We start from the raw sequence: 9,921 nt of genomic DNA, 5'->3' as shown, positions 1-9,921 counted from the left end.
CCCGCGTGATAGACCGCTGGGGTGACGAGCCACGAGACGACGCGACGGACTCCCCCCTTCGGACCCGGGCTCGCGCTCCTCGGCGTGGCACTCATCTCGATCAACCTGCGCCCCGGGGCCACCTCCATCGGGCCGCTCCTGGCGGAGGTGCGCGCCGCCCTGGAGATCGGCCCGACCCTCGCCGGTGTCGTCACGGCGCTGCCGGGCTTCGCCTTCGCCGTCGCCGGTGGCGGTGCCGTCGCCCTGGCCCGACGCGTCGGGGTCTCCGCGGGCATCGCACTCGGCGTCGCCGCGGTCGTCGTCACGCTGCTGGCCCGCGTGCTCACCGACTCCTCCGGCGTCTTCCTCGTGCTCACCGCGGTCGGACTCGCCGGCATGGGGCTGGGCAATGTGCTCGTCCCCGCGTGGATCAAGGCGCACTCCACCGACGGCGGGGTGCGGCTCATGACGATCTACTCGATGGGGCTGACCGTCGGCGGCACCCTCGGGCCGCTGCTCGCCGCCCCGGTCGCCGCCGTCGCCCCCGGCCAGTGGCGCGGAGCGCTCGGCATGTGGGGGCTCGTCGCCCTGCTCGCTCTCGTCCCATGGGTCGTCATCGCCCTGCGCGACCGGGTCCACCGCCGCGCCGCGGGCGAGACCCCGACGTCGCGGATCTGGCACTCCCCCACCGCGATCGCGCTCACCATGCTCTTCGGCGTGCAGTCGACCAATGCCTACGTGCAGTTCGGCTGGCTGCCGCAGATCTACCGCGACGCGGGACTGTCGGCCGCGACCGCCGGCCTGCTCACCTCGGTGCTCGCCGCGCTCGGCATCTTCGGCGGGTTGCTCATGCCGACCGTCATCGCCCGCAGCCGCGACCTGTCCGCGTGGATGATCGGCTTCGGGACGCTCGCCGTCGCCGGCTACCTCGGTCTGCTCCTCGCGCCGGCGACCGTGCCGTGGCTGTGGGCGGTGCTGCTCGGTCTGTCGGGCTTCGCCTTCCCCACCGCCATCGCCCTCATCGCGGCCCGCACGCACAATCCCCACGTGACGGCCCAGCTCTCGGGCTTCGTCCAGCCGGTCGGCTACCTGCTCGCGGGCATCGGCCCCTTCGCCGTCGGTCTCCTGCACGAGCTGACCGGCGGCTGGACCGTGGTGCTCCTGCTGCTCATGACGACCGGTGTCGGCATCACCCTCGCCGGCCTGCGCGTCGCTCGCCCGGTGCTCGTCGACGACGAGATCGGCGTCAGCTCTCCCACGCCCTGAGGCACGCGGCGGCAGCGGCCCCCGGGTCGGCGGCGCCCATCACCTCGCGCACGACCGCGACGCCGGCGACACCCGTGCGGGAGAGGGGCGCGACGTCGGCGAGCGTGACGTCCCCGATGGCGACGACGGGCAGCTGCGTCGCCGCGATCCGAAGGGGGTAGCCCGCCAGCCCGATCGGCGGACGGCCCACGTCCTTCGTCGGCGTGGGACGGAAGGGCCCGCTGCCCAGGTAGTCCGGACGGTGCGCACCGGTGCGCGCGTCGGCCTCACGGACGTGGTCGAGGGTGCCGGCGGTCAGCCCGACGAGCGCGTCGGCGCCGAGGAGGGCGCGCGCCTCGCCGACGGACAGGTCGGCCTGGCCGAGGTGCACCCCGTGGACCGGGGCGCCCCGTCGGCGGGCTGCGTGGGCGACGTCGGCGCGGTCGTTGACGAGCACGCGCGTGTCCGGGGCGACGTCGGCCACGGCGGACGCGACGTCGAGGACGAGCTCGAGCAGCTCGCCGGCGAGCAGGTGCTTGGCCCGCACCTGCACGACCCCCGCTCCGGCCGCAGCGGCGGCTGCCGCGGCCCGCACGGTCGCCGGCCCGTCGCCCGAGGTGACGAGGTAGAGGCGCCAGTCGATCACGGCCACGCGAGGTCCACCTCCGCGGCGACCTCGTCGCCGGTCACCGCGTCGAGCGCGTCGAGGAGCCCGATCCTGAAACTCCCCGGCCCGGTCGCGCGCACCCGGTCGGAGGCCACGGTGAGCAGCGCCGTGGCCGCGACCGCTGCGACGAAGGGGGTGGCCCCCGGCAGGTGCGCCGCGGTGAGCGCCCCGAGGAGGCAGCCGGTGCCGCTGACCCGGGTCAGTAGCGGTGAGCCGGAGGCGATCCGGGCCACGCGCTCGCCGTCGGTGACGAGGTCGACCGCGCCGGAGACCGCGACGACGCAGCCGGCGCGGCGGGCGAGCGTCGTCGCGGGGACGGCCGCGGCGTCGGGCCCGAGGGTGCTGTCGGCGCCCCGTCCCCCGCCGCTGCCGCCCGCGAGGGTGAGGACCTCGGAGGCATTGCCGCGCACCACCGTCGGGCCGAGCGCCAGCAGCTCGTGGGCGAGCGGGGTGCGCACCGGGGCCAGCCCGACCGCGGTCGGGTCGAGCACCCACGGCACCCCGTGGGTGGCGGCAGCACGCGCGGTCGGCAGCAGGCCGGCCATGCCGTCGCCGCTCAGCGAGCCGAGATTGACGAGCAGGGCGTCGGCGACGCCGACGAGGGTGGGCGCCTCCTGCTCGCTCTCGGTGAGCATCGGCCGGGCCCCCGCGGCGAGCAGACCGTCGGCGACGAGAGCGCGGGTCACCGAGCCGGTCGCCCCGTGGACGAGCGGCGCCGAGGCGCGCACGGCGTCGACCGCCGCGGCGATCTCCGCCCGGTGGTCGCGAGCCCGCGCGACGCCGATCATGCGAGCGCCCCTGCGGCAGAAGGGGCCTCGGGCCGCTGCGCGACGAGCTCGACGTCACGGTCGAGATCGGGGCCGGCGAGGCGGGGGCCGAGCGCCCCGCACCCGGCGACGAGCAGACCACCCACGACCAGGACGGCGGCGACCGATCCGTCACGGCCCAGCACGGACTGCAGCTCCGGCAGCCACCACGGCCACAGCGCCGGGACGACGATCGACAGCGAGTAGGCCGTGCCGTAGCCGGTGGAGCGCACGTGCGCCGGGAATCGCTCGCACAGGTAGGCCCCGACCGGCCCATAGCCGCACACCGTGACGACCTGGAGCAGCGCGACGCCGACGACGGCCGGCACGACCTGCGTCGCCATCGTGCCCGCCCACAGGAGCGGGGCGACGACCGCGGCGCCCAGCCCCCACCCGACGAAGAAGCGTCGCCGCCCGAGGAGGGTCGACCAGTGGCCGGTGAGCGACATGACGAGCGCCTGGGCGACCGACGCGATGCCCATGACGAGCGCGACCTCTCCCCCATCGGACCCCGGGTCCGCCGAGAGCCGGCCGGTCGCGTGGATGACGACCATGTTGGTCATGAGCCACAGCCCGCTCATCAGGCCGAAGATCTGCCAGAAGGCACCGGCGAAGGCGCCACCGAGGACCGCGCGCAGACCGAGGGAGGCGGGGGCCCTCCCTTCGTCGGCCTGCTCGCGCTGCCGTACGACCTGCGGTGCGTCGGCGACGCGCGCGGAGTAGTAGGCCAGGAGAGCCAGGCTCGCGAGGCCGCCGCAGACGAAGGCGAGCCGCCACCCCCACTCCGCGTAGGCCTGCGGCCCGAGCGCGGCGAGCAGGCCCGCGGTGGCGAAGGCGATCGTCGACTGCGCCCACGGCGCCATCGACATGATGAGCCCGGAGACGAGGCCGCGGCGTCGCGGCACCGACCACTCCATCGCGAGCGGGATGGCCGAGGTGTACTCCCCGGCGAGGAAGACCCCGCCGACGAACCGCAGCACGACCACCGCCGCGATCGCCAGGGCGCCGATGCTCTCGTGCGTCGGCACCGCGGCGATCGCGAGGCTGCACGCCGCGGTGCCGGCGATCGCCACCTGGGTCGTGCGGGTGCGCCCGGCCCGGTCGGCGATGCGGCCGAAGACCATCGCGCCGATCGGCCGACCGAGGAGCGTCGCGACGATGACGACGGCGCCCGCGGTGACGCCCGCGTGCGGGCCGGCGAGGGTCGCCAGCGCCGGGGCGAGCGCGACGACGGGCAGGAAGATGTTGATCTGGTCGACGTAGTTGCCGACGATGCCGGCGCGTACGGCGGCGCGGCCGGTCGGCGGCAGCCCGGGCACGAGGCTCACCGGGTCGCCTCGTCGCGCACGTAGACGCTCGAGCCGAGCTCGACGAACTGACGCGACTTCGCCGCCATGCCCGCCTCGGCGATGGCCTGCTGCGCCGCACCGGACCCGTAGGCGTCGCGGATGTCCTGGCTGATCCGCATGGAGCAGAACTTCGGTCCGCACATCGAGCAGAAGTGCGCGGTCTTCGCCGGCTCCGCCGGCAGGGTCTCGTCGTGGAAGGCCATCGCGCGCGGCGGGTCGAGGGCGAGCGCGAACTGGTCGTGCCAGCGGAACTCGAAGCGCGCCCGGCTGAGCGCGTCGTCGCGCTCACGTGCCCGCGGATGCCCCTTGGCCAGGTCGGCGGCGTGCGCGGCGATCTTGTAGGTGACCACCCCGGTGCGCACGTCGTCGCGGTCGGGCAGGCCGAGGTGCTCCTTGGGCGTGACGTAGCAGAGCATCGCCGTGCCGTGGCGGGCGATCTCGGTCGCGCCGATCGCCGAGGTGATGTGGTCGTAGCCGGGCGCGATGTCGGTGACGAGCGGGCCGAGCGTGTAGAAGGGCGCCCCGTGGCACCACTCCTGCTCGAGGTCGACGTTGTCCTTGACGAGGTGGAGCGGCACGTGGCCCGGGCCCTCGACCATGACCTGCACGTCGTGCTCCCAGGCCCGCAGGGTCAGCTCGCCCAGGGTGCGCAGCTCGGCGAGCTGCGCCTCGTCGTTGGCGTCGGCGACCGACCCCGGCCGCAGCCCGTCGCCGAGCGAGAAGGCGACGTCGTAGCGGGCGAAGATCTCGCACAGCTCGTCGAAGTGCGTCCAGAGGAAGGACTCCTCGTGGTGGGCCAGGCACCAGCCGGCCATGATCGACCCACCCCGGGAGACGATGCCGGTGACCCGCTCGGCCGTCAGCGGCACGAAGGCGAGCCGCACCCCGGCGTGGATCGTCATGTAGTCGACGCCCTGCTCGCACTGCTCGATGACGGTGTCGCGGAAGATCTCCCAGGTGAGCTCCTCCGCCTTCCCGTCCACCTTTTCGAGGGCTTGGTAGATCGGCACGGTGCCGATCGGCACGGGGCTGTTGCGGATGATCCACTCGCGCGTCGTGTGGATGTCGTCGCCGGTCGACAGGTCCATGACCGTGTCGGCACCCCAGCGGGTGGCCCAGGTGAGCTTGTCGACCTCCTCGGCGATCGACGAGGTGACGGCCGAGCTGCCGATGTTGGCGTTGATCTTCGTGAGGAAGGCGCGGCCGATGACCATCGGCTCGGACTCCGGGTGGTTGACGTTGGCCGGGATGATCGCCCGGCCGGCGGCGACCTCGTCGCGGACGAGCTCGGGCGAGCAGCCTTCTCGCAGTGCGGCGCTGCGCATCTCCGCGGTGATCTCGCCGCGCTTGGCGTAGTGCAGCTGGGTCACCGTGCTGCCGGCCACGGCACGAAGGGGGCGACGCGCCGGGCCCTGCCACGCCGCCGCAGCAGCACCGCGCCGCTGCGCCGCACGGCCGTCATCGGCGAGGTGACGGGGTCTCCCTTCGTAGGGCTCGACGTCACCGCGACCGGTGATCCACGCACCCCGGTGGTCGGGCAGGCCGACCTCCGGGTCGGCACCGGGCCCGCTGGTGCGGTAGACGTGGACGTCCTCGTTGGGGGTGCCGTCGGGGCTGTCGGCCAGGGAGATCGCGGTGACCGCGACCCTGATCGACGGGTCGTGGGGGTCGACGACCTCTTCGCGACGGTGCTGGGGGTGGAGCTCTGACTCGACGGGTGTGCGCACGCGGGCGCCTCCTCTTCCTTCGCCGGCATGATCCGGACAGGTTCAGACGGTCCGGACGGCAGCAGTCCGATCTCAGCCCGTGCCCGGGCTCCCGCGGGGGTACCCCGATCCAACCACACGCCGTCGGTGCCCCGCCGGGCACCGTTACGGTGCGACCATGACCGCCCTCCCGCGACCGCCGGTCGCCCTGTCCGTCGCCGGCTCCGACCCGTCGGGCGGTGCCGGGGTCCAGGCCGACCTGAAGACCTTCAGTGCCCTGGGCGCCTACGGCACCTGCGTCATCACGGCCCTGACGGCGCAGTCGACGCGGGGCGTGACGCTCGTGCACGAGGTGCCCGTCGACGTCGTGCGCGCCCAGGTCGAGACGCTCGTCGAGGACGTGCGCATCGACGTCGTCAAGGTCGGGATGCTCGCCTCCGCGGAGCTCGTCGAGACCGTGCACGAGCTGCTGACGAGCGAACCCCTCGCGACCACGCCGGTCGTCCTCGATCCCGTCATGGTCTCGACCTCGGGGTCGCGCCTGCTCGCCCCCGAGGCCGTCGACGCCGTGCGCGCGCTGCTCCCCCGCGCCGACGTCATCACCCCCAACGTGCCCGAGGCCGCCGTCCTCCTCGACGCGTCCCCGGCCGGCAGCGAGGAGGACCTGCCGGAGCAGGCCGGGCGGCTGCGCGCGCTCGGTGCCCGCCGGGTGCTGCTCAAGGGTGGCCACCTCGACGGCCCGGAGGCCGTGGACCTCTGGCACGACGACGACGGAGCCGTGCCGCTGCGCGGGCCGCGGATCGCGACGACGGCGACGCACGGCACCGGCTGCACGCTCAGCTCGGCGGTCGCCGCCCTTCGCCCCCGGCACGAGCGGTGGCTGCCGGCCGTGCGGGAGGCGCGCGACTGGCTCACCGAGGCCCTGCGGCACGGGGAGTCACTCGGGATCGGGTCCGGCGCCGGGCCGGTGCACCACTTCCACGAGCAGCGGCGGTGGCAGCACCCGTGACCATCTGCTGACCACACCTTTACCATCCCCCGACGCGCGAGGAAGATGTCCCCCATGTCGGGGAAGGGCATCGACGAGTACGCGACGGTCGTCAGGCTCGTCACGGGGGTCGCTGGCGCCTCCGAGCACGTCGACGCCCGGCTGGCGCGGATGAGCGACCTGCTCGTCGACCTGCTCTCCTCACCGACCGGGCTCATGGTCCACGGGGCCCCTGACGGCTTCGAGATCCGCGCCGTGGGCAGCGCCGCGACACCGGCGGCCCGCGCCCGGATGAGCGACGAGCTGCGCATCACGGGTGGCCCCGACCCGCTGCTCGACCCGATCCGTGCCGGAGACCTCGAGCCGACGACCGCCGGCCTCGCCTACGGCGGCCAGGCCGCGTGGCAGGCCTCCGGCAAGTGCCGCGGCAGCCTCGAGATCTGGGGCATCGACCAGGTCGCCGCCCTGCCCGTGCGGTCCGGGACCGAGTTCGTCGCCTTCCTCGTCGGGCGCCGCGGGCAGGACTACGGCGAGCGCGACCTCGCGCTGCTCACCGCGGTGCAGCCCGTCGTCGCCGGGCTCGTGCGTCTGCTCGAGCCGGAGCACCTGGCGCCGCCCACCCTGCGCGTCGCCCAGCTGACCCAGCGGGAGCACGAGGTCCTCTGCCTGCTGGCCGCCGGCCACAAGGCCGCGACCATTGCCCGTCACGCCGGCTGCTCCGAGCGCACCGTCCACCGCCATCTCGCCCACATCTACGCCAAGCTCGGCGTCACCGACCGGCTGAGCGCCGTCGTCAAGGCGCAGCGGATCGGTCTGCTCGCGACCGGCTGAGGGCGAGCCACGACCGGCTGGTCCGGGGCCACGGCCGGCCGCCACCACGACTCGGCCGGGCCCTCCCCCTGTGGGTAGAACTGCCAATAGCGGCGCCCGGCGCAGCAGGAGTGTGCTGGGTCCGAGGCCGCCGCAGCGGAGCGGCGGCCCGGGAGAGGAGCAGACATGTCACACCACATCCTGCGTCGGGCGGCGACCACGACGGCAGCCGCGGCGGCCCTCGGCCTGGCGACGGCCAGCATGGCCTCGGCCCACCACTGCTACAAGGTCGACTGGAACGAGCGTGCCTACGCCCAGCTCTCGCAGGGCGGCACCCCGTGGATGTCGCTGACCACGCTCGGCGGCATGATCATCGCCGAGGACATCGGCATGCCGGAGTGCGCCGGCTACGCCTCCGTCGCGATCGACCACTGGATGGCCGAGACCGGCGCGACCTCGGTGCCGCTCATCCACTCGAAGGCGACCGTGGGTGGTGGCGCGCTCCACAACAACCCGCAGGGCAGGACGCCCACGGCGATCACCTTCCTCGGCGAGGCCGACTTCCCCATCCTCGACGAGGGGCTCGGCATGGCGATCGCGCGGTGCCAGGCGGACCAGGCGAGCTGAGCCGCTGGCACCGCCGTCAGGCCCCGACGTCGTGCAGGTGGTGCTCCACGTCATGGAGCAGGTAGCGGCTCAGGCCGGCGATCGTGAAGGGCGCGCCGTCACCCCGGGTGCCGGCGCGCTCCCACGCCTCACCGCGCACGCGGTCGAGGACGGCGACGGTGCGCTCGGTCTCCTCGGCGATCTGGCGCGCCACGACCTGCGGGTCACTGGCCCAGAACTCCTGGCGCACCGCCTCGGCCTCCCCGTCGTAGCTCGCGAAGGGGGCGCCCTCCAGGGCGAGCACGGCGCCCACCCGCTCGCCGAGGACCCGGACGAGGTCGCGCGCGTGGCAGGCGTACTCGAGGGGTGACCACACCCCCGGGGCCGGCCGTTCGCCCACCCCCGGACGCTGCAGGGCCGCGGCCCAGCGGGGCACGACGGCGAGGAGCCGGGCACTCGTCGTGGCCGGGTCGTGCGGGACGTAGCCGCACTCGTCGCACCCGTCGTCGACGACGAAGGTCCAGTCACGGGTGTCGTGGTCGGCGGGTGGAGGCGTGGCGCTCATGCGTCCAGCCTAGGGTCGGGGGCATGACGTCCTGGCTGCTGCTCGCCGCCGCCATCGCCTGCGAGGTCGCGGCCACCCTGAGCCTCAAGGCGGCGCTCGACCGGCCGGTGCTCTACGTCGTCGTCGTGACCGGGTACGCCCTGTCCTTCGGCCTGCTCGCCGTCGTGCTCCGGCGGGGCATGCCGCTGGGCATCGCCTACGGGATCTGGTCGGCCTGTGGTGTCGCCCTGACCACCGTCCTGTCGACCCTGCTGCTCGGCGAGGCCTTCACCCCCCTCATGGGGCTCGGCGTCGTGCTCGTCATCGGAGGCGTCCTGCTCGTGGAGACGGGCGCCCCGAGCGCGACGACAGCGCCCGAGGAGCCGCGATGACCGCCTGGGTGTGGCTGGTCGTCGCCGTGGCGGCCGAGGTCGCCGGGACGCTGTCGCTGCGCACGGCGGTGCACACCGACCGTCGGTGGTACGCCGCGGTGGCCCTCGGCTACGTCACGGCCTTCGCCGCGCTGTCGACGAGCCTCGCGCGCGGCATGCCCCTCGGCGTCGCCTACGGGACCTGGGCCGCGGCCGGGGTCGCGCTGACCGCCATCGGCTCGCGCGTGCTCTTCGGCGAGGTCCTCACCCGACGGATGGTCGCCGGGATCGGCCTGATCATGGTCGGTGTGCTGCTGCTCGAGCTCGGCGGCGGGCACTGACCGAGCGCACGTGGCCGGGCCGGTGCAGGTCAGCCGAAGAGCGCGGCGAGCCGGTCGAGGGACGAGCGCAGGTTGGCCTCGGTCGTGTTGCGCGCCCGCTCGAAGCGCGACTCGTCGGTCAGCTCACGCCAGTCGTAGGTGTGGGTCACCTCGGTGCCGCCGTCGTCGGTCGGGGTCAGCTCCCACCCCCACTGGTGGCCGAAGGGGGCCTGCCCCTGCGCCGCCGGACGCCAGGCGATGCGACGCCCCTCCTCGAAGTCCACGACGTGGTTGTAGCGATCGTTGCCCGAGGTCGTCGTCGTCATGAAGACGTCGCCGACCGCGTGGACCCGCTGGCCGGGTGCGGACGCGCCGAGGTTGTCGTTGCCGTCCCACGCGAGCTGGCGCGCGGGGTCGGCGATCTCCTCGAAGACCGCCTCGGGCGCGGCGGGGATGGTGGTGGAGGCGGTCACGACCTTGGTCTCGTCCATGGCACCCACCCTAGGAGCGCGCGGCCAGGCGGGCTCGGG

The 9,921-nt window shown here is 74.4% G+C and carries 12 protein-coding genes and 1 riboswitch; of the genes, 6 read left to right on the top strand and 6 right to left on the bottom strand.

Features of this window, described 5'->3' with window-relative positions; translation table 11 throughout:
* The first annotated feature begins 21 nt into the window (after window positions 1-21).
* Window positions 22-1,245, top strand: coding sequence for an MFS transporter (locus ACQBJO_RS03700; RefSeq protein WP_421007123.1), 1,224 nt, complete (start codon window positions 22-24; stop codon window positions 1,243-1,245).
* Here the strand turns inward: ACQBJO_RS03700 and ACQBJO_RS03695 are convergent.
* The 4 genes from ACQBJO_RS03695 to thiC form a co-directional block, all read right to left on the bottom strand.
* The gene (locus ACQBJO_RS03695; protein ID WP_421007124.1) at window positions 1,226-1,876 is read right to left on the bottom strand and encodes a thiamine phosphate synthase; all 651 of its coding nucleotides are present in this window, start codon (window positions 1,874-1,876) and stop codon (window positions 1,226-1,228) included. The genes ACQBJO_RS03700 and ACQBJO_RS03695 overlap by 20 nt on opposite strands.
* Complete coding sequence (thiM, locus tag ACQBJO_RS03690) at window positions 1,867-2,679, bottom strand: hydroxyethylthiazole kinase (RefSeq protein WP_255185434.1); 813 nt, start codon at window positions 2,677-2,679, stop codon at window positions 1,867-1,869. The genes ACQBJO_RS03695 and thiM overlap by 10 nt, the downstream gene beginning before the upstream one ends.
* Window positions 2,676-4,025, bottom strand: coding sequence for an MFS transporter (locus ACQBJO_RS03685; protein ID WP_430407147.1), 1,350 nt, complete (start codon window positions 4,023-4,025; stop codon window positions 2,676-2,678). The genes thiM and ACQBJO_RS03685 overlap by 4 nt, the downstream gene beginning before the upstream one ends.
* Window positions 4,022-5,773, bottom strand: a complete 1,752-nt coding sequence (thiC, locus tag ACQBJO_RS03680) for a phosphomethylpyrimidine synthase ThiC (protein ID WP_421007126.1) — start codon at window positions 5,771-5,773, stop codon at window positions 4,022-4,024. Before thiC ends, ACQBJO_RS03685 begins: the two co-directional genes overlap by 4 nt.
* Window positions 5,771-5,878: riboswitch (TPP riboswitch) on the bottom strand. It overlaps the preceding gene by 3 nt.
* 52 nt (window positions 5,879-5,930) lie before the next feature.
* Here thiC and thiD point away from each other — a divergent pair.
* From thiD to ACQBJO_RS03665, 3 genes are all read left to right on the top strand, one after another.
* Window positions 5,931-6,761: a bifunctional hydroxymethylpyrimidine kinase/phosphomethylpyrimidine kinase gene (gene thiD / locus ACQBJO_RS03675; RefSeq protein WP_421007127.1), complete on the top strand. Its 831-nt coding sequence runs from the start codon at window positions 5,931-5,933 to the stop codon at window positions 6,759-6,761.
* Window positions 6,762-6,815: 54 nt separating this feature from the next.
* Window positions 6,816-7,571, top strand: a complete 756-nt coding sequence (locus ACQBJO_RS03670) for a helix-turn-helix transcriptional regulator (RefSeq protein ID WP_421007128.1) — start codon at window positions 6,816-6,818, stop codon at window positions 7,569-7,571.
* Between the two features lie 165 nt (window positions 7,572-7,736).
* The gene (locus tag ACQBJO_RS03665) at window positions 7,737-8,177 is read left to right on the top strand and encodes a hypothetical protein (RefSeq protein ID WP_421007129.1); all 441 of its coding nucleotides are present in this window, start codon (window positions 7,737-7,739) and stop codon (window positions 8,175-8,177) included.
* Between the two features lie 16 nt (window positions 8,178-8,193).
* On the opposite strand, the gene ACQBJO_RS03660 is transcribed toward ACQBJO_RS03665, so the two are convergent.
* Complete coding sequence (locus ACQBJO_RS03660) at window positions 8,194-8,721, bottom strand: DinB family protein (protein WP_421007130.1); 528 nt, start codon at window positions 8,719-8,721, stop codon at window positions 8,194-8,196.
* A 23-nt stretch (window positions 8,722-8,744) separates the two neighbouring features.
* Here ACQBJO_RS03660 and ACQBJO_RS03655 point away from each other — a divergent pair, with 23 nt between their 5' ends.
* On the top strand, window positions 8,745-9,092 hold the full coding sequence (locus ACQBJO_RS03655) for a DMT family transporter (protein WP_421007131.1): 348 nt from the start codon (window positions 8,745-8,747) through the stop codon (window positions 9,090-9,092).
* Window positions 9,089-9,412, top strand: a complete 324-nt coding sequence (locus ACQBJO_RS03650) for a DMT family transporter (RefSeq protein WP_421007132.1) — start codon at window positions 9,089-9,091, stop codon at window positions 9,410-9,412. Before ACQBJO_RS03655 ends, ACQBJO_RS03650 begins: the two co-directional genes overlap by 4 nt.
* A 29-nt stretch (window positions 9,413-9,441) precedes the next feature.
* Here ACQBJO_RS03650 and ACQBJO_RS03645 read toward each other — a convergent pair whose 3' ends face one another.
* Window positions 9,442-9,882: an SRPBCC family protein gene (locus ACQBJO_RS03645; protein WP_421007133.1), complete on the bottom strand. Its 441-nt coding sequence runs from the start codon at window positions 9,880-9,882 to the stop codon at window positions 9,442-9,444.
* Window positions 9,883-9,921 lie beyond the last annotated feature (39 nt).

The organism is Janibacter zhangyanbonis, assembly GCF_050507325.1.
Lineage (GTDB): Bacteria > Actinomycetota > Actinomycetes > Actinomycetales > Dermatophilaceae > Janibacter.
The sequence above is the reverse complement of the archived record's forward strand: the minus strand, read 5'-3'. Positions and strand labels throughout refer to the sequence as shown.

Bases quoted from the DNA above. Each gene is read 5' to 3' on its own strand.
- thiM (WP_255185434.1), bottom strand. From the start codon at position 2,679: ATGATCGGCGTCGCGCGGGCTCGCGACCACCGGGCGGAGATCGCCGCG.
- thiD (WP_421007127.1), top strand. From the start codon at position 5,931: ATGACCGCCCTCCCGCGACCGCCGGTCGCCCTGTCCGTCGCCGGCTCC.
- ACQBJO_RS03670 (WP_421007128.1), top strand. From the start codon at position 6,816: ATGTCGGGGAAGGGCATCGACGAGTACGCGACGGTCGTCAGGCTCGTC.
- ACQBJO_RS03665 (WP_421007129.1), top strand. From the start codon at position 7,737: ATGTCACACCACATCCTGCGTCGGGCGGCGACCACGACGGCAGCCGCG.
- ACQBJO_RS03660 (WP_421007130.1), bottom strand. From the start codon at position 8,721: ATGAGCGCCACGCCTCCACCCGCCGACCACGACACCCGTGACTGGACC.
- ACQBJO_RS03655 (WP_421007131.1), top strand. From the start codon at position 8,745: ATGACGTCCTGGCTGCTGCTCGCCGCCGCCATCGCCTGCGAGGTCGCG.
- ACQBJO_RS03650 (WP_421007132.1), top strand. From the start codon at position 9,089: ATGACCGCCTGGGTGTGGCTGGTCGTCGCCGTGGCGGCCGAGGTCGCC.
- ACQBJO_RS03645 (WP_421007133.1), bottom strand. From the start codon at position 9,882: ATGGACGAGACCAAGGTCGTGACCGCCTCCACCACCATCCCCGCCGCG.